The 16390-nt window shown below is 62.2% G+C and carries 15 protein-coding genes; 6 read left to right on the top strand and 9 right to left on the bottom strand.

The features are described from left to right. Positions 1-64: 64 nt before the first annotated feature. The 3 genes from EA462_RS07100 to EA462_RS07090 form a co-directional block, all read right to left on the bottom strand. Positions 65-1735: a PH domain-containing protein gene (locus tag EA462_RS07100; RefSeq protein WP_124177876.1), complete on the bottom strand. Its 1671-nt coding sequence runs from the start codon at positions 1733-1735 to the stop codon at positions 65-67. 1 nt (position 1736) lies between these two features. Then, positions 1737-2198 carry a PH domain-containing protein gene (locus EA462_RS07095; protein ID WP_124177875.1) on the bottom strand — a complete coding sequence of 154 codons (462 nt, stop codon included), beginning with the start codon at positions 2196-2198 and terminating at the stop codon, positions 1737-1739. Between the two features lie 121 nt (positions 2199-2319). After that, a complete protein-coding gene (locus EA462_RS07090; RefSeq protein WP_124177874.1) occupies positions 2320-2571 on the bottom strand; it encodes a BolA/IbaG family iron-sulfur metabolism protein in 252 nt (83 codons plus the stop codon). Positions 2572-2743: 172 nt separating this feature from the next. On the opposite strand from EA462_RS07090, the gene EA462_RS07085 reads away from it, so the two are divergent. The 3 genes from EA462_RS07085 (at position 2744) to EA462_RS07075 (ending at position 5885) form a co-directional block, all read left to right on the top strand. Next, positions 2744-3247, top strand: a complete 504-nt coding sequence (locus tag EA462_RS07085) for a DUF7523 family protein (RefSeq protein WP_124177873.1) — start codon at positions 2744-2746, stop codon at positions 3245-3247. 60 nt (positions 3248-3307) lie between these two features. Then, positions 3308-4840 carry a cysteine--tRNA ligase gene (gene cysS, locus EA462_RS07080; RefSeq protein ID WP_124177872.1) on the top strand — a complete coding sequence of 511 codons (1533 nt, stop codon included), beginning with the start codon at positions 3308-3310 and terminating at the stop codon, positions 4838-4840. A gap of 94 nt (positions 4841-4934) precedes the next feature. Next, positions 4935-5885, top strand: coding sequence for a phosphatase PAP2 family protein (locus EA462_RS07075; protein WP_124177871.1), 951 nt, complete (start codon positions 4935-4937; stop codon positions 5883-5885). 25 nt (positions 5886-5910) lie between these two features. Here the strand turns inward: EA462_RS07075 and EA462_RS07070 are convergent, their stop codons facing one another. The 5 genes from EA462_RS07070 to EA462_RS07050 form a co-directional block, all read right to left on the bottom strand. Beyond that, positions 5911-6939: a lysylphosphatidylglycerol synthase transmembrane domain-containing protein gene (locus EA462_RS07070; RefSeq protein WP_124177870.1), complete on the bottom strand. Its 1029-nt coding sequence runs from the start codon at positions 6937-6939 to the stop codon at positions 5911-5913. A 166-nt stretch (positions 6940-7105) separates the two neighbouring features. Continuing rightward, positions 7106-8143 carry a presenilin family intramembrane aspartyl protease PSH gene (locus EA462_RS07065; protein WP_124177869.1) on the bottom strand — a complete coding sequence of 346 codons (1038 nt, stop codon included), beginning with the start codon at positions 8141-8143 and terminating at the stop codon, positions 7106-7108. Positions 8144-8213: 70 nt separating this feature from the next. Then, positions 8214-8483: an H/ACA ribonucleoprotein complex subunit GAR1 gene (locus EA462_RS07060; protein ID WP_124177868.1), complete on the bottom strand. Its 270-nt coding sequence runs from the start codon at positions 8481-8483 to the stop codon at positions 8214-8216. Further along, positions 8483-8764 carry a signal recognition particle subunit SRP19 gene (gene srp19, locus EA462_RS07055; RefSeq protein WP_124177867.1) on the bottom strand — a complete coding sequence of 94 codons (282 nt, stop codon included), beginning with the start codon at positions 8762-8764 and terminating at the stop codon, positions 8483-8485. Before srp19 ends, EA462_RS07060 begins: the two co-directional genes overlap by 1 nt. Before the next feature lie 135 nt (positions 8765-8899). Then, a complete protein-coding gene (locus EA462_RS07050) occupies positions 8900-10144 on the bottom strand; it encodes a PGF-CTERM-anchored ABC transporter substrate-binding protein (protein ID WP_124177866.1) in 1245 nt (414 codons plus the stop codon). Positions 10145-10203: 59 nt separating this feature from the next. Here EA462_RS07050 and btuC point away from each other — a divergent pair, with 59 nt between their 5' ends. From btuC to gatE, 3 genes are all read left to right on the top strand, one after another. After that, a complete protein-coding gene (gene btuC, locus EA462_RS07045) occupies positions 10204-11304 on the top strand; it encodes a vitamin B12 ABC transporter permease BtuC (RefSeq protein WP_124177865.1) in 1101 nt (366 codons plus the stop codon). Continuing rightward, a complete protein-coding gene (locus tag EA462_RS07040; RefSeq protein WP_124177864.1) occupies positions 11301-12662 on the top strand; it encodes a heme ABC transporter ATP-binding protein in 1362 nt (453 codons plus the stop codon). The genes btuC and EA462_RS07040 overlap by 4 nt, the downstream gene beginning before the upstream one ends. A gap of 176 nt (positions 12663-12838) precedes the next feature. Continuing rightward, entirely contained in the window at positions 12839-14713 is a 1875-nt protein-coding gene (gene gatE / locus EA462_RS07035; RefSeq protein ID WP_124177863.1) for a Glu-tRNA(Gln) amidotransferase subunit GatE, read from the top strand. A gap of 81 nt (positions 14714-14794) precedes the next feature. Here gatE and EA462_RS07030 read toward each other — a convergent pair whose 3' ends face one another. Further along, positions 14795-15562, bottom strand: a complete 768-nt coding sequence (locus tag EA462_RS07030; protein ID WP_124177862.1) for an RNA methyltransferase — start codon at positions 15560-15562, stop codon at positions 14795-14797. Between the last annotated feature and the right edge of the window lie 828 nt (positions 15563-16390).

Here is a 16390-nt window from a genome sequence, read left to right as displayed (position 1 = left end):
GAGCGAGGTAAAATCCACCGAAACGGTCGAGATGGAGTCTCGGATCGACGATACGTTCGAACCCTCAGGTGAAGTCGACCGAGAAACCGATCTCGTCCGACCGAGCACGGTCGCGAAGTGCCGACTGGAGACGGTGCCGACTGGTTTCGTTCGCGTCTCGGGCGTCTCCGAGATCCACGTCGTAGATCGTCGGCGTCGCCCAGAAGAACGTTCGAGAACTCGCGGTGTCGACGACGAGCGACGCCAGTCCGAGCCGGCGCTGGAAGATCGAACGACGCGTCGATACCGTCTGAATCCGGTAGTAGGGAATAACGGTGGTTCGCCGCCGCCAGAAACCGCGTCTGATCACGAGATGGTCCGTCCCGACGAAATAACCCAGATTGACGTATCGTAAATGGGCGGCGGGTGGAACGGCTACGAAGACGAGAGCGGCGAGATACCATCGCTCGAGACCGGTCACGTGCGTAACGCCGAAGGCGAACGCGACGACGACGGCGGCAAGCAACGAGTAGCGCACCAGATACCGTCGGCGGGCGATCGGCGGTGGACTCTCGAACGTCGGTCGCTCGACGCCGGTGAGGTTCTCGGTGAACCGATAGACGCGCCGACTGGCGGCGAGTGGGACGGCGGACTGGCTTCCGGAACCGCTGTCCGGCCCGTATCCGGCCGTTTCGACCCACAGACCGGCGTAGCTGATCAGCCGTTGTGCTGGGTTGTCGGTGACGGTCACCGACTGGACCTTCTCGGCGGGAATAGATCCGCTATAACGCTGGATCAGTCCACGCTCGTAGACGAAGTCGTCGTCGACCCGGCCGAGGCGGAACCCGTAGTACGTCGCGAACGTGTAGGCAACGCTGAGCAGATACGTGATGACGAGACCGTTGACGAACGAGACCACGGTCAGGACGCCGTAGCTTCCGGTCGTTCCGTTCTCGAGGTCTGTCGGTCCACCGACGGGCTGTGCGACCGTCAAGAAGTACTCGAGAATCGTGTCGGTTGCGAGAAAGAAGATGAATAGGACCGCGGCGACCGCCGCAGGTCGAAACGAGGTGAACGCATAGAGGAGGAGCTCTCTGGACTCGAGGTCGAACAGTCGCTGGGGACGAGAGACGCCCGCGACGTCGGACCGCGAGTCGCGATCAGCGGTTCGCTCCGGTTCGTCAGTCGGGGCTGGCTGCGTCTCGGTAGTCCGTCCGGACTCGTCTCGGTCTCTCGAGTCGTCGACCGTCTCCGGTTCGGGTTCAGCCTCTGTATCGGACGCCGATTCTCGTCTCGTTCGCTGACGATTCTTCGCTTCCGCCGTCCGTCGACGGATCTGCTGTTGCAACCGGGTCGCCTCGTCCTCGCTGACGAAGCGAAGCGTCGCTTCGGTGTTCCCGCCGCCGGCGGTCTCGATCGAGACGACGGCGAGGCCGAGGAGGCGCTGGAGAACGCCGCGTGCGACATCGACGTTCTGGATGCGTCCGTACGGTATCTCGCGAGATCGTCGAGAAAACACACCGGACTGTACGTCGAACGTATCGGACGTGATCTCGTACTCGAAGCGGTAGTAGTACGCGAACCCATACCCGATGCCGAGTAGGACACCGAGCGGGACGAGCACGAAACCCCAGGTGGTCGTAACGCCGTCGAACACGCTCGCGAGAAAGATTACGAGGAAAAACGGGATGGTAAAGCCGGTGATCGCCTGCTGGAGGGCCATCGTCACTGCACTGAGTGGGTGAAGTCGGGTCATGTTAGACGGCGTCGTCGGCTTCACTCTCGACTGCAAGCTCGCGAAGGGTATCCTGTAACTCGCGGGCGCGATCCGGCGTCAGCCCGGGCACTCGGACGTCGGCGTTGCGCGAGCCCGCCGTATAGACGACGACGCTCGAGAGACCCAGAACGCGTTCGATCGGACCGAACTGGGTATCGACGTGCTGGACGCGAACGAAGGGGACTGCGGTCTCGACGAACGTGACGACGCCCCGTTCGAGATACAGTGCGTCGGGCTGTAGTTCGAACTGCCAGACCTGATACAAGCGAAGCGCGTACACCGTCGCGAGGACGATCCCCACGGCGACGATCCCGCCCTGTACGGAGAGCGGAACGTCGACGATGAACCGGTCGACGCCGGCCGCCATCAGGCCGAGTATGCCCGCCGTGATCGCCCACTGAGCGATCCAGAGAATTCGTATTCGAGGATGAAGCGATTCCATACGGATATCCTATCAGCATCGAAGGATAAACCTGCGGTTCCACTCCGCAGGTGAGACGACCCGAAACCGCGGTCGACGACGGCCGCGCCGAGCGGCCGAGAAGACCGGACGGTCGGCCCGGTCACTCGAGGTCGTCGTACTCGTTCGGCGTGTACGTCGAAAGTTCGAGTGCGTGGATGTCGGTGGTCATGTGTCCGTCGAGCGCGTCGTAAACCGTCTCGTGTTGTTGGACCAACGGAATCCCATCGAACGCCGGCGAGACGACCGTGGCCGCCAGATGATCGTCGTCGTGTTCGTCACGCGCGTACGTGACCGTCGCCTCGCAATCGTCGAGTTTCGATTCGATGATTTCCTCGACCGCTGCTGGCTTCATAGGAAACCGATAGAGCGCCCGAGGCAAAAATATCGCGGTCCGTACCCGCCACCCGTAGTAGCCACTGCACGTCACTCGTCTCAACGGTTACAATCTCGGAGCAGGTGTCGTTCGGAGACTCGGGTCGGGAACGGCCCGCGATTTTATACTCTCGCGGCTCACCATCGAGACCATGTCACTGGCAGGCGAAACCCGCCGTGCAATCGAGGATCATCCGTTTCTCGTCACGGCACTGCGTGCGGGCGTCGTTAACTACACCGCTGCGGCTCGATTTCTCGAGATCGACGGGGAGACAGACGCGATCGCGACGGCACTCCGACGGTACGCCGAGGAACTACCGGCGTACGAGACGAGGCCACGGGACGCTCGAGTCAGGATGGAAAGCGGAATCGGACCCGTGGATCCGGCCGACGACACCGCATTCGTCTCGGTCGCCGGCGCTGCACTCGGCTCCGGCGGTGACGATCTCACGGCGATCCTCGCCACCGGTGACGTCGACGCCCTGGCTCTGGCCGGAGTGCTTCGTCGGCTCGCGCTCGAGGAGATCGAACCGATCACGGCAGGTGTCAGCGACGATACGTTGATCGTCGTCGTCGATCGACTCAAGGGTGCAAACGCGCTCCGCGCGGTCGAAAACGCTCTCGAGAAGATACCGACTCCGGAACGTACAGCGTGAACGAGCCTCGTTTCGGCATCCATCACACGCTTTAACTTTCGTCGCCGGGAAGTTAGCGTAATGACGCTGCACGTGACGAACACGTTAACGGGCCAGATCGAACGGTTCGAGCCACAGGACCCCGAAAACGTTCTCCTCTATTACTGTGGCCTGACCGTCTCGGATCCGCCCCACCTGGGTCACGCGCGGTCGTGGGTCCACGTCGACGTCATGCACCGCTGGCTCGAGTATCTCGGCTACGACGTTCGTCACGTCGAGAACTTCACCGACGTCAACGAGAAGATCGTCGCACGCGTCGGTGAGGACGACCTCGGCGGGGACGAAGCCGACGTCGCCGAGACGTACATCGAGCGGACGATCGCGGATATGCGCTCGCTCAACCTCCTCAGAGCGGAAGTTTACCCACGCGTCTCCGAGCACGTCCCCGAAATCGTGGATCTCGTCGAAACGTTGATCGAGAAGGGATACGCCTACGAGTCGAACGGCTCGGTCTACTTCGACGTGGCGAGCTTCGACGAGTACGGAACGCTCTCGAATCAGGAACTCGAAGAGATCGAATCCCAGGGAGAGCCGGACGAGCGGTCCGAGAAACGACATCCGGCCGACTTCGCGCTCTGGAAAGCCGGTGGCGTCGACGAGGACGCCGTCCGCGAACATCGACACGAGTGCGTCGATCACGGTGGCGAGCCACCGACCGGACAGACCTGGGACTCACCATGGGGAGATGGTCGTCCCGGTTGGCACATCGAGTGCTCAGCGATGAGCATGACACACCTCGGTGAAACGCTCGACATCCACGTTGGCGGCCGGGATCTCGTCTTCCCCCATCACGAAAACGAAATCGCCCAATCCGAAGCCGCGACCGGCAGACGGTTCGCCAACTACTGGCTTCACTGCGAGCTGTTTCAGATGGACGATGAGAAGATGTCCTCCAGTCTCGGTAACTTCGTCACCGTCGAGGAGGCCGTCAGCAATTGGGGAACGAACGTCCTTCGAACGTTCCTGACGGCGGGTTCGTACAACAGCAAACAGCTCTATTCCGACGAGACGATTGCCGAAGCTGAAGAACGCTGGGGACATCTCGAGCGCGGCTACGAATCCGCAGTCGAGACACTCGACTCGGCCGACGCACGGACGAACGTCGAGGACGACGGCCTTCGAACGGCGGTTTCGATCGCTCGCGATGAGTTCACGGCCGCGATGAACGACGATTTCAACACGCGCGAGGCGCAGTCAGCGCTGTTGTCGGTCGCGACCGCTATCAATCGCCATCTGGAGGACGGGCCGATATCGGACAGCAACGGCGAGAGCCGTGACGAATACCGTGGCTTCGACTACCGCGGACTTCGTCGAGCGGTGGAAACGCTCGAGGAACTCGGAAACGTACTGGGGCTATCGTTCGTCGGTGAAACCTCAGGGACCGCAACCCTCGCTGGCGACGTCGTCGAGCTCGTTCTCGACGTCCGCGAGCGAGAGCGTGATGACGGCAACTACGAGCGCGCCGACGAGCTGCGCGACGAGCTCGAGGCGCTTGGAATCGAAGTTCAGGACACCGACGAGGGAGCGACGTATCGACTGCCATCCGGCAAATAATCGCTCGCATCGACGTCTCGGTCTCAGAGGGTAGCGGTGGAATCGAGAACCAGTAGAATAAATTCACGCGGGGGTTCTATGGCGGATGTCGGGAATGAGACTCGAGTATCTGTGGGACGAAACGACGAACGAGATCGTACGCGACGCGGTCGGGCCGGCCGCACCAGCGTTCGAACTACTCACTCACCTCGGAGACGGGGCCGTATTGCTCGTTGCTGGAATCCTCATCTACTGGTTCGGCGCGCGAGGGAACCGTCGAAAGCGCGCCTTCGTAATCGCCGTGGGGACGGCAGCGCTTGCCCTCTCTGCGGGCATGAAAGGGATCATGGAGATTCCACGTCCGGAACTCGCGTTTTCGCCGGACGGCTATCCAGGGTTTACCTTTCCAAGCGCTCACGCGATGGGGGCAGCGGCGTTCTACGGTGCGCTGGCAGTAAGTATGGAACGCGGTACCAAGGGGATTCGGTATCTTATGGCAGGTGCAATTATCACGGTTGTTGCCGTTTCTCGCGTAGTGATGGGTGTCCACTACGCAGGTGATGTCGTCGTTGGCGTCGGTCTCGGACTGGCGCTGGTCGGCGTGGGGCTCTGGGTTCGCGAAGAAGAGCTGTTCGATCCCGGTCCGCTCTTTCTCATCGCGACGGCCATCGCCGTGGTCGCCGCGCTGTTGGGGTCGCGCGTGTTCGTGACGCTGACTCTCGGAGCGTCGATTGGTGGAACGATCGGCTGGTACTACGTCCGAAATCGCCGGACCACGACCGTGGGAGCGTCGATACTCGTTCTCGGTCTCGTGGGAATCGGTGGAATCATCGCGTTGCGTGGGCTTTCCGCCCTGATCGGCTACGGTGTATCCGGCGGAACCAACACCACCGGCGTGCTCGTTCTCGAGGTGATCGCCTACGCGACGCTCACCGCGACAGTGATGGCAGTCCCCCATTTCGGACTCCGGATCGAACAACGGCCGAGCGTTCGGTGGCTCCAGGAGACGCTTCCGTTCCGCGGCCGCATTATCGGACCGGAAAAATCATTCACTCGAGACGACTGAGATCTCGATTTTCGCACTCTCACGGTCACTCTGCGTCCGGTGGAAGCGGATCGGAAAGCGTGAGCGCCATCGAGATCACACCGCCGAGACACATCGGGAACCAGTACGAAGCGAACCGAAAGAGGATCGCGATAGACGTCGCAATGGCCATTCCCATCGGCGTCAACAGATACAGTACGCTGGCCAGCGTGAACTCGACACCACCCACGCCGCCCGGCGTCGGCACGAGAAATCCGAGCTTGCTAAGTGCAACGCCGAGTATCGCCACGCCAAACGGAATCGGCATCGCCACAGCCTGTGCGGTGGCGTAGAGAGCGATCGCCAGACCGAGCCAGGCGAGGTGTGCGTACACCAGCGCGATGGCCATCGATGATCGGTTTCGAGAGACGAGCTCGACCGTCGTCGAGAACCCCTCGAAGCGCGCGGACAGGTTCTCTCGACGGAGGTGGCGGGATTTGGTACTCGAGACGCGCGCAACGACACGGCGAGCGCTGTCGAGTATTCTCAGCAGGCAATCGATCAAAATCCGCTGTGAGCGCCAGGCGACGAGGACCAGAGCGATAACTCCCGATCCGACGAGAACGCCAACCGTCGTATATTGACGGAGCGGAATCGACGGTGAGTAGACGAACAACACGTAGGAAGCTCCGACCGCTCCGAAGGAGTAGTACGGAAGGTAATTGAGGAAATCGGCACTCACTGTCGCAGCGAGACCTTCCTCGTATGCCGAGTCGTAGTATCGACTCACGACGGCTGCAACGCCGACGCCGGAGGTCACCAGTCCGTAAGGCGCGACGTACTTCGCAAAGGTCGCGGTGAGAACGATGCCGGAAACGAGCCAGTACGGTCGCGGCCTGTCGACGACGCTCAACACCCGATGCCAGACGAGCGCCCGGAAGAGGAGACACCCGGAGATCGCGAGGAACGCGACGGCGTAGATCCGGAGGGTTGCCTGACCTATCGACGCGAGAACCGATTCCCAGCCGACGGCCAGAATCAAAAACCCGAGAAGAACGACCGAAATGCCGAACGCAATCGTGATTCGTCCCTTCATAGCTGGTGACGATGGCGTTCGGATAGTATCGCGAAGCGAACGTTCATATTCTACACAGTGGCGGGATCAGTGTTAATGTTGGTGTGTCCGTCGAAACGAGAATCCGCATCCGAAACACTCGGTGTCCGCGTACAAGCCGGGTGGAGGGGGACAAGCCGAGTGCAAACTACAAACCGAGTGCAGAGACGATCGAGAGGCCGCTCGCGACAGCGCCGATCAGGTAGCCACCGATCGCACCGCCGTTGAGCAGCGGGAGCCCCGCGTGTGGACGTCCCTTCAGAACCATGTACAGAAGCACGAGCAGTCCTGCGATCGTCCCGAGCAACGCACCCAGTGCGGGAAGGTTCAGGGCGATGCCGGGAACCTCGAGCGTTCCAGCCTCGAGGAAGAAGGCGGCACTCACGACGAGGATCGTCGGAATAACGGCGTCACCGAGACCGATAAAGAGGGCATCGCGATCGAGAGAGCCGTCGTCCGAATGGCCAGCCTCCTCGGAACCGTCGTCTTCGTCCGCTGGCTCGTCACCGCTGACTCGAGACCGGTCGTCGCCATCGTCGTCACCGTCGCCATCGCCCTCGAGGACGTCGTCGGTACTCCCGGCCGCGAGATAGGAGTACGAAAGCGACGTCGGGACGATCAGAATTACCGGAATCTTCAGGTCCATGACGCCCTCCGCGAGGTCGAGCATGTGTTCGGTTCCGTAGACGCTGATGGCATCGTATATCGCGAGCACCGAGAGCAAGAGGATCGCCGGCAAGAGGCCGAAACTGATACCGAAGAGGGCAGCAGCGCCCGCGCCCATTAACACCCCCGTGGCGTCGATGACGTACCACTCGGGATACGAAAGCAAAGCCACCCCCAACCCGAGTGCGGCGAGAACGGCGAGGACGTTGGCCGGCCCGACGGTAATCACGGGCGGGACGAACTCGGTGAAGACGAACCAGGCGAGCATTACGCTGACGCCAACGATGAGCGCTCGAATCAGCCACTGGAGATCGTACTTGAACGCCGCGAGCATGAGCGCGGTCGCAACGAGGATGATACCGAAGTAGATGAAACTGTTCGTCGGGTCGTCGGGATTCTCGACGGCCTGCCGTTCGGACTCGTGGAACGGCTCGATCAGCGCCAGTGCACCGATCTGAACGGCGAGAAAGAGCAACACCGTCACGCCAACGGCCACGAGTACCCGAATCCGGTCGTTCATAGCCCGGCGTTCGTCCCCCGGTCCTATGGGTGTTTTCTTCTGGGTGTTACGGAGTTGCGAGTCCAAACCGCTAGCGGGCGTACAGCGTCGAACTGACCAGCGAGGGGAGATGAACGCCGTCGTCCGGCGTCACAGCCAGGTACGGTCTGTCGACCGGACCGAACACGTCGACGACGCGGCCGACTTTCTCGAGCGAGTCGTCGATGACGACGGTTCCGATTTCGCCTCGATACTCGTCGTCCGTCCCACGACGTTCGCTAACCCCACTCTCGTCCGTGTCGTCCGTCCGGAGGATCGCGAGTCCCTGAGCCGTCCTGACGACGGAACCAACCCGACGCATCAGTCCCGCATCGCGACGACGTACGCCGCGACGGCCTGAACGAGGTCGGTTTTCGAGGAGTCGTCGGCTCCGCGAACGACGACGCGACCGCGCTCGGCCCAGGGCTCTCTCGAGTAGGCTTTGTCGCGTTCGATCGTGGCGTCGTAACCGATCTGTTGGACCGCTTTCGCGATCTCGTCGACCGTCGGTTCGTCGACTGCCAACTCCCCTGATACACGGCGTCCCTCGGCCCGCGAGAGTTCCACATCGAGATAGGCGGGCCAGATGACGTTCTCGACCATACGTTCACCTGTGGAGGCCGACGAGTAAACCCTTTTCAAAACGAAACGGCCGTTCGGGTCGAATCGACGCGAGTAATCCGACAGAGAGGCGTGGCGTGCGAACCGACGACGGCGAAATATCGTCCGTGACGGCGCTCACTCGGACCGCAATCCGTACACTGCCAGAATCGAACACAGAACAATCACTGTGGCGACGATGCCGAACCCGGGGACCGGGAAGGCCCCTTCATCGTCGTCCTCGCCGTCGAGCGCCTCCGCCTCATCGGTGGCATCCTGTGCGTCGTCCGAGGAGTCCGATCCGTCGTCAGCGCTCGGTTCGTCGTCCGTCTCGTAGCCGACGTCGGAGATCACGTCCTCAGTACCGACCTCCGTGTCGACGTCGTACCGTTCGTCGATCGAATCGAGATCGGCTTCCAGGTCTGCGTACACGTCGGGATGAACCGTTTCGAGGAGAGCCGTGACGACGTGGACGATTTCGGGAGCGGGCTGGCTCATCGCGTTGTCGTCGACCGAAACGACGTTCCCGTCTTCCATCGCCGTCGTCGCTTCGATTCCCTCTTCGACTGGCGGTTCGTCGATCCAGTCCGGATAGACGATCCAATCCGGGTCTTCTTCGACTACGACTTCCGCACTGATCGTCTGCCAGTCATCGATACCAGCACGCTCTGCGACGTTCTCGAGTCCGGCGCTCGTCAGGACGTCGTGCTGGAACGTCTCGGTTCCCGGCGTGGTTCCCTCGTCGTCGCTGACGTAGTACGCGAGTGGCTCGTCTACGTCTTCGAGCGCGTCCTCGATCACCGCGAGTCGGTCGTCCATCCACGCGACCGTTTCCTCGGCACCGTCACAGGTGCCGGTTAGCTCGCCGGCCACTTCGACGTTCTCGCGGACGTCGTCGACCGACGTCGCCGTATCCAGGACGTACACCGCGATTCCCGCATCCTCGAGTTGCTCGATGAAGTCCTCGTCTGTGAGTGCGACGTTCGCCGCCAGAACGACGTCGGGATCGAGCGCGACGATCTCTTCTGCCACCGGCGTCACGCCATCGTCGGCGCTGATATCGGTTCGATCTCCGGCCTCGAGTCCGTCCGTGTACTGACCGACCGGCATCCCGACGACGCGGTCTTCGGCCCCGATCTGGAAGGCGAGTTGTGCATCACCAGGGTAGAGCGTCACGACCTCGTCGGGTTCGGCCTCGAGCGAGATCGTCTCCCCACGTGCGTCGGTGCGCTCGAGTGGATACTCGCAGGTGGCGTCGATCGACTGTGCGACACTGGGGGCGGGATCGGCCGCCGCGCTCGGACTCGCGCCAGCACCCACGACGGGAACTGTCGTTGCGACGATCAGGAGTGCGACGACCAGGAGGACACGTCCGTATTGCATCGGTGTGTACGAACAGGCACTTCAACAAATATTTGTCTACTCCAACCGAGATTGTATCTATGATGCGGCCGGTCCGAACGCTGTCGTGGACCGTCGGCCTGGTGATCGTCCTGATCATCGTAGCGATCGCCAGCGCCGCTCTCGGGCCGGTCACGATCGACGCGGTCGTGGTCGCAAAGGCCGTGTTGAACGCGATCACCGTGCCGACGGGGCTTACGATGGAGGAGCCGGTAACCGTCCCTGGTTTCGGATGGACCGTTCACGGCCCTCGCCTCGAGTACGCGGCCGTCTTCGGGTTCGACGTACCAGAAACGCACCAGACGATCGTGGCCGACATTCGACTACCGCGAATCGTCCTCGCGAGCGTCGTCGGGTTCGCGCTTGCGGCCGCCGGAACGGTCATGCAGGGGTTCTTCCGAAACCCGCTCGCGGATCCGTCGATCATCGGCGTCTCGTCGGGAGCCGCAGCGGGTGCAGTCGCCGCCATCGCGTTTCCGGCGCTCGTTCCGTTCGGGGGCCTCCACCTCTCCGCGTTCGTCGGTGCGCTCGTCACGGCGTTTCTCGTCTACGCGATCGCGACCGACGGCGGCCGAACGCCGGTCGCGACGCTGTTGCTGGCGGGCGTCGCGATCCAGGCGTTTCTCGGCGCGATGATCTCGTACATGCTCGTCCACAGCGGCGACGATCTCAGACAGGCGATCATCTGGATGATGGGGCACCTGCACAACAGTACCTGGAGCGACGTCGGGTTCGCGCTTCCGGTTACGCTGGTCGGCGTTCTCGTTCTCTTCGCGTATACCCGGGAACTGAACGTCCTGTTGCTCGGTGAGGAAGACGCCCACCATCTCGGCGTCGACGTCGAGCGGACGAAGCTCCTCTTGCTCGCACTCGCAAGCGTCGTCACCGCAGCCGGCGTCGCCGTCGCCGGCGTCATCGGATTCGTCGGCCTCGTCGTTCCCCACATCATGCGACTCATCGTCGGTCCCGATCACCGGATCTTGCTCCCGACGAGCGCGCTGGCCGGCGCTTCGTTTCTGGTCGCGACCGATACGATCGCTCGAGCCGGCCCCGCCGAAGTCCCGGTCGGAATCGTAACGGCCGCACTCGGCGCGCCGTTTTTCCTGTTCTTGCTCGTACGAAGGGAGGTGCACTCGGTATGACCGAGGATCGACGCCTCCAACGGAACGAGCGTCGGCTCCACCAGCCGACGCCGATCGGTATAGAAGACGTCGGGATCACGTTCGGAGAGCTATCGGTCCTCGAAGACGTTTCGCTCAGCGTCGATCCGGGCGAGTTCGTCGGGTTCGTCGGCCCGAACGGGGCCGGCAAAACGTCGTTGCTTCGCGCGATCAGCGGCGCTATCGCGCCGTCGTCGGGAACGATAACGATCGACGACACCGACGTTCACGCCGTTTCATCGCGGACCACGAGTCGACTGGTCGCCGTCGTTCCCCAGGATACGTCACTCTCGTTTTCGTTTCCGGTCCGGGACGTCGTGGAGATGGGACGCCATCCCCACCGATCGCGGTTCTCGACGCCGACGGCCGACGATCGTGCGGCCGTCGAACGCGCCCTCGAGCGAACGCGGACCGCGGAACTCGCGGCTCGGTCGATCGACGAAGTGAGCGGCGGTCAGCGCCAGCGGGTCGTCCTGGCACGCGCAATCGCCCAGGAGACGCCCGTACTCTTGCTCGACGAGCCGACGGCGAGCCTCGATATCAACCATCAGGTCGAGACGCTAGAGCTGGTCCGCGAACTCGTCGAGGAGGATCGAACGGTGGTTGCAGCGATCCACGATCTAGATTTAGCTGCGCGATACTGCGACCGGCTCGTTCTGCTGGCGAACGGCTCGCTACACAGCACCGGTCCTCCATCGGAGGTTCTCACGACCGAGACGCTCGCGGAGGCGTTCGACGCGAACGCCACGGTGACGCCGAATCCGGTCACCGGAACGACGACGGTGACGACACTCCCTCACGGGGCCACACGCGCCACCGACGGCGATCGATCGGGCGAGGGTGAGCGAACCGACGGCGGACGATGGGGCCGTCCACACGTACACATCGTCGGCTCCGGACCGGCCGCCGCCGGCGCGCTCACTCGTCTCGAGCGCGCGGGACTCGAGGTTTCGGTAGGACCCGTTCCGGCGGGGGATGTAGCGGCCGAAACCGCGGGAGGGCTCGGTGTCGACCGGATCGAGATCGATCCGCTCTCGACGATTTCTTCGAGGCAACTCGCCGCGTTCGACGAACGGGTTCGGACCGCCGACGCGACCGTCATCGCGGATCTCGTCGTAGGACCGACCGACGAGAGCCGACGGCTACTCGAGTCACTCGAGGACGCCGATCCGGTGATCGTTCTGGAGCGACGAGCGAGCGAAGAGCTGACCACGGGTGACGGTGCCGTCGCCCGCCGATACGAGGGGTGTCGTGACCGGGCACACAGCGTGGCTCCCGAGAGTCTTCTCGGGACGGTGCGGGACCGACTCGGCTCTGGGTCGGATTCGGTTCCGGAGTAGGCTGCTCTCGAGCGTCGGTTCGATGCCGAAGATTCGAACCCGTACGGTCAGTTCGGATGGTTCACGTCCCACCTTCCTCGCGGGTCCGGCGATCGGTACTCGACGGGAGTGACACCACGGCCTTACCCGGTCGCAACTGGACGGTTTTTTACCACTCCGCCACCGAGTGGACGCCAATGACCGAGAGCGAGTACGACTACGAGGAACTCGGACTCGTCGCCGGGCTGGAGATCCACCAGCAACTCGATACGGCGACGAAGCTGTTCTGTCAGTGCCCCACCGAGATTCGCGAGCCCGATGCGTCGACACGGACGTTCACCCGGTATCTCCATCCCACCCGGAGCGAACTGGGCGAAATCGACGACGCCGCCGTAGAAGAGAGCCGCGTCGACCGCGAGTTCGAATATCTCGCCTACGAGACGACTTGTCTCGTCGAGGAAGACGACGAACCACCGCACGAACTCGACGAGGAAGCACTCGAGACGGCGCTCGAGGTCGCACAGCTCATGGATATGCACCCTGTCGATCAGGCGAACGTCATGCGTAAAATCGTCGTCGACGGCTCGAACACGTCGGGCTTTCAGCGCTCGACGCTGATCGCGACCGGCGGTCAGATCGAAACGAGCGACGGTCCGGTCGGTATCGAGGATCTCCTGCTCGAAGAAGAGAGCGCCCAGCGAGTCTCGGAGACCGACGGTGGGGTTCGATACAGCCTCGATCGACTCGGTATTCCGCTGGTCGAAATCGGGACCAGCCCCGACATCTCCTCGCCGGAACAGGCGCTCGAGGCGGCCGAGCGGATCGGGATGTTGTTGCGGTCGACCGGGAAGGTCAAACGGGGTCTGGGAACGATCCGTCAGGACGTCAACGTCTCGATCGCAGACGGTGCACGCGTCGAGGTCAAGGGAGTCCAGAGCCTGGACGACATCGACGATATCGTCCGTAACGAGGTCGCTCGACAGGCCGAACTCGTGGCTATTGCGGACGAACTCACCGCGCGCGGAGCAGCTGTCGGTGACGTCCAGGACGTCACGGACGTCTTCGAGGGGACTGAAAGCGGCGTCATCGAGAGCGCACTGGACGACGGCGGCTCCGTCCTGGCCGTTCCGCTCGTGGGATACGATGGCGTAGTGGGACGCGAAATCGCACCCGACCGGCGTCTCGGAACCGAGTTCTCCGATCACGCGAAGCGACACGGGGCGGGTGGGATCTTCCATACGGACGAACTGCCAGCGTACGGCATCACCGAGGCGGAAGTCAACGCACTTCGCGACGCCGTCGATGCCGGTTCCGAAGACGCCGTTGCGATCGTTGCCGCCGCAAGCGACGTCGCAGAAGCCGCGATCGAGGCCGCAACCGATCGGGCCACGACCGCGCTCGAGGGCGTTCCCGAGGAAACCCGCGGTGCCAACGAGGACGGCACGACCCGGTATTTGCGACCGCTTCCGGGTGCGGCACGGATGTACCCGGAAACGGACGTCCCCCCGGTCGAGCCAGACCCCAGCGACGTTCCCGAACCCGAATTGTTGACCGAGAAAGTCGACCGCTACGCGGCCGAGTACGACCTCGGTACGGGACTCGCAGAACAAGTCGCCTACGGTACCCACATGCCGCTATTCGAGGACCTCGTCGACGACGGAGTCGATCCGACGCTCGCCGCGACGACCCTCGAGTCGACGCTGACTGAACTCCGACGTGACGGAGTCCCCGTCGAACGCCTGACGCGACCCAATCTCGAGGAAACGTTCGCGCTGGCCGAGGGTGGCGACCTCGCACGGGAAGGGATTCCGGATCTCCTTACCGTGCTGGCCGAGGACCCCGATCGCACCGCCGAGGAAGCAGCGGAGGCCGCCGAACTCGGTTCGGCCGGTGAAGACGAGGTCAGAGAAGCGGTCGTCGAGGTCGTCGAGCGAAACGAAGCGCAGGTCGAAACGGAAGGGATGGGGGCGTTCTCCGGACTGATGGGCGAGTGTATGGGAGCACTGCGTGGAAAGGCGGATGGCGATCTCGTCAGTCAGCTCCTCCGCGAAGAGATTCAAAAGCGAGCCTGAGAGGGTTGCCGTCCGTCGGTTCCGTGGGACCGCAACCGTTCGGCGGTTGCGCCGATACGTCGGTCCAACGGACCGTCTCGGTCACTGTTGGTCAGGTCGCTCTGTTGCGCGGCGGACCAGTCCGAGAAGGGTGTTCACTTCCCGTTCGGTGAGATCGGCTCGACCGTGAACGCGTCTGAGCATTCGCATCGTTTTCTCGCGTTTCTCTTCGGGGTGATTGATCTCCGCGAGGAGCGATTCCCACTGACCGTACAATCGATCCAGCGTCGGCTCGGATGCCCGGACACGCTCTACGTCAGGGAGCTGGATATCCTCGTCGGAGAGTGTCAGTGGACGGATTTCATAGAGGACGATCGTCGCCGCCTGACCGAGATTGAGCACGGGATAGTCGGCGTTCGCCGGAATCGAACAGATCTCGTCGATCCGTGCGAGTTCTTCGTTGGTCAACCCGACCCGCTCTCTGCCGAAGACGAGTGCGGTCCGTCCGTCGACGGTCGAGAGCCGATCGGACAGATCCGCAGGCGTCGAGAACGGAAACCGAACGTGGCTACGGTCGTCTTCGTTCGTGACTGCCGTACAGCCGACGGTGTGGTAGTTCTCGACTATCTCGTCGAAGGTGACCTCCGTCGCGTTCGGGAGAACGTCCTCTCGAGCGTGCCCCGCAAAGCCGTAGGCGTCGCCGTCGGGATCGAGTTCGGGAGGATCGACGAGAAGGAGTTCCTCGAAGCCGAAGTTCTTCATCGCTCGAGCGATGGTTCCAACGTTACCCGGCGACTGAGCATCCACGACGGCGACGGCTGGCTTCGATGATCGGGTAGTCGAGTCGGATCTGGACGACTGGTCGCTCATTCGTTTCGAGTGCGACGAGAAGGGGGTTACTAGTTTCGGTCCAGACCCGAGGCGAGTCATGCACCATTAATAATAATGATGATATATGATAGGAGTGGTTAGTGTCTAGGTAGAGATAGTACTAGAGACTAGAGAGTACTAGATAGGATAGTAGGATAACAGTTCGTTCCCGATATGCAAACGATCGTTTTCGTGATTCGGGAATGAGCTGAGAAACCGTATCGTGACGTAGGCCTGGTTTCTGACTGTCGGCTGGTGGCTCGACGCGGTCGTATTCAGTACCGAAACGGCTGCCTGCTCGCCATCGTCTACCCAGAATCGATTTTAGAGGGGTCATCGCGGTTGATTTTTGGGTACACTGTGAGGGGGACACACCCCCCTCGCGTTTGTAACGGTGAGTCTGTGTGGGTGTTCTGTCGTGGAACACACCTCTGTCGCGGATGTAAAATCCACGTATTTATCGATCCTATCTTCCGGAATTTCGGTAATCGATCGTACTCCACCCGTCAGTATGTCGTTACAAACGCGACGGTGGTGTGTGTCCTGTCCGGTAGTGAGGAATCGGTCGTCGATATCGAACGATACCGGCCGCAATGTTGATTCAACGCTTTCCTCGTCGTTTTCTGTCCCGATCCTACCGACCACCTACATTGGTGTTCCAGGCCTCCGATTTCCTTTCTGGAATAAGGCGTTGACAGCTTTCGGGATCGAATTCCCCGAACTGACGGGTCGATGCAACGGTTCATCACCCGCTCGAGCACGTGGATAACTACCCCTTACATCCGCGAGGGGGGTGTCGGTACCATCGAACGTAGCCGTATGAATCGA

Origin of the sequence: Natrarchaeobius halalkaliphilus (assembly GCF_003841485.1) — an archaeon.
Lineage (GTDB): Archaea > Halobacteriota > Halobacteria > Halobacteriales > Natrialbaceae > Natrarchaeobius > Natrarchaeobius halalkaliphilus.
This window is presented reverse-complemented; position numbering and strand designations above follow the sequence as displayed.

Excerpts from the sequence above, each read along its gene's own strand:
- EA462_RS07065 (WP_124177869.1), bottom strand. The coding sequence starts at position 8,143 with ATGAACGACCGGATTCGGGTACTCGTGGCCGTTGGCGTGACGGTGTTG.
- EA462_RS07070 (WP_124177870.1), bottom strand. The coding sequence starts at position 6,939 with ATGAAGGGACGAATCACGATTGCGTTCGGCATTTCGGTCGTTCTTCTC.
- EA462_RS07090 (WP_124177874.1), bottom strand. The coding sequence starts at position 2,571 with ATGAAGCCAGCAGCGGTCGAGGAAATCATCGAATCGAAACTCGACGAT.
- cysS (WP_124177872.1), top strand. The coding sequence starts at position 3,308 with ATGACGCTGCACGTGACGAACACGTTAACGGGCCAGATCGAACGGTTC.
- EA462_RS07100 (WP_124177876.1), bottom strand. The coding sequence starts at position 1,735 with ATGACCCGACTTCACCCACTCAGTGCAGTGACGATGGCCCTCCAGCAG.
- EA462_RS07095 (WP_124177875.1), bottom strand. The coding sequence starts at position 2,198 with ATGGAATCGCTTCATCCTCGAATACGAATTCTCTGGATCGCTCAGTGG.
- btuC (WP_124177865.1), top strand. The coding sequence starts at position 10,204 with ATGATGCGGCCGGTCCGAACGCTGTCGTGGACCGTCGGCCTGGTGATC.
- gatE (WP_124177863.1), top strand. The coding sequence starts at position 12,839 with ATGACCGAGAGCGAGTACGACTACGAGGAACTCGGACTCGTCGCCGGG.
- EA462_RS07050 (WP_124177866.1), bottom strand. The coding sequence starts at position 10,144 with ATGCAATACGGACGTGTCCTCCTGGTCGTCGCACTCCTGATCGTCGCA.
- srp19 (WP_124177867.1), bottom strand. The coding sequence starts at position 8,764 with ATGGTCGAGAACGTCATCTGGCCCGCCTATCTCGATGTGGAACTCTCG.
- EA462_RS07060 (WP_124177868.1), bottom strand. The coding sequence starts at position 8,483 with ATGCGTCGGGTTGGTTCCGTCGTCAGGACGGCTCAGGGACTCGCGATC.
- EA462_RS07030 (WP_124177862.1), bottom strand. The coding sequence starts at position 15,562 with ATGAGCGACCAGTCGTCCAGATCCGACTCGACTACCCGATCATCGAAG.
- EA462_RS07040 (WP_124177864.1), top strand. The coding sequence starts at position 11,301 with ATGACCGAGGATCGACGCCTCCAACGGAACGAGCGTCGGCTCCACCAG.
- EA462_RS07085 (WP_124177873.1), top strand. The coding sequence starts at position 2,744 with ATGTCACTGGCAGGCGAAACCCGCCGTGCAATCGAGGATCATCCGTTT.
- EA462_RS07075 (WP_124177871.1), top strand. The coding sequence starts at position 4,935 with ATGAGACTCGAGTATCTGTGGGACGAAACGACGAACGAGATCGTACGC.